Below are 1,378 nucleotides of genomic sequence, written 5' to 3'. Positions count from 1 at the left end.
CTAGTGTCCTGCACCTGAAATCCGTTGAAGATATTTAGCGAGTGATTCGAGGATCTCCTCCGCAGTTTTGCGCCAGACGAATGGTTTCGGGTCGGCGTTCCATTGCTCGATCCAGGCTGTGATGTCTTTGTCCAGCGCTGCAACGCTTTTGTGGACGCCGCGGCGCAGGAGTTGGTCGGTGAGGAACCCGAACCAGCGCTCGACCTGGTTGAGCCAGGACGAGCCGGTCGGGGTGAAATGCATATGGAAGCGTGGATGTTTGGCCAGCCAGGCGTTGATCGTCGGTGTCTTGTGGGTGGACAAGTTGTCGCAGACCAGGTGCACGTCCAGTTCCGCGGGCACGGCCTTGTCGATCGCGATGAGGAATTTCTTGAACTCGGCCGCGCGGCGGCGGGAGTACAGCTTGGAGATCACGGCTCCGTCGGCGATGTCGAACGCCGCGAACAGGCTGGTCACGCCGTGGCGGACGTAGTCGTGGGAGTATCGCTCGGGCATGCCAGGCATCATCGGCAGCACCGGTTGCGAGCGGTCCAGTGCCTGGATCCCGGACTTCTCGTCCACACACAGCACGACCGCCTTTTCCGGCGGATTGTGATACAGCCCGACCACATCGACAACCTTGTCCATGAACAACGGATCGGTCGAGAGTTTGAAGCCGTCGGCCACATGTGGTTTCAGCTCGAACTTGCTCCAGATCCGTCCGATCGTCGACGGCGACAAGCCACTTCGTTTGGCCATCGAGGTCCGCGACCAATGCGTCGCATCTGCCGGCTTCTGTTCCAGGGTCATCGTGAGGACTTCTTCGACCTTGTCCAGCAGGATCGACGGGGGCCGTCCCGGACGCGGCTCGTCGGACAGCCCCTCGAGCCGTTTCTGCGCGAAACGCCTCCGCCACTTACCCACCGTCTGGGCTGTGATACCCAACTCGGCTGCCACATCCTGATTGGATTTTCCTGCCGCACAACCCAATACGATCCGGCAGCGTTCCGCGAGCGCCTGCGACGACTTCGCTCGACGCGCCCACCGCTGCAACGTCTCACGTTCCTCGCCGGTCAACACAATCTGGGCCACCGGCCGCCCACCACGATCACGATCACCCAGCCCTTCCAGGCCCTCGGCGGCGAACTGCCCGCGCCACCTCGCCGCCGACCCCACCGAGACACCGACCAGCCGCGCCGCACCGGCATTCGACATACCCTCAGCGCAGGCCAGCACGATCCGAGCTCGTTGCGCCTCACGCCGATCCGACGATTCCGCCATACGCGCGAGCTCCACACGCTCAGCGTCGGACACAACGATCCCAACAGCAGAAGGCCCACGATGCGACACAAAAACAGGCTAACAACTTAGGGGACGCATTTCAGGCGCGACACACTAG

The 1,378-nt window shown here is 62.4% G+C and carries 1 protein-coding gene; it reads right to left on the bottom strand.

Features of this window, described 5'->3' with window-relative positions:
- Positions 1-1,329, bottom strand: coding sequence for an IS630 family transposase (locus NAM01S_RS33570; protein WP_174554895.1), 1,329 nt, complete (start codon positions 1,327-1,329; stop codon positions 1-3).
- Positions 1,330-1,378: the final 49 nt, after the last annotated feature.

Source organism: Nocardia amikacinitolerans NBRC 108937, assembly GCF_001612615.1.
GTDB classification, from domain to species: Bacteria; Actinomycetota; Actinomycetes; order Mycobacteriales; family Mycobacteriaceae; genus Nocardia; species Nocardia amikacinitolerans.
This window is presented reverse-complemented; position numbering and strand designations above follow the sequence as displayed.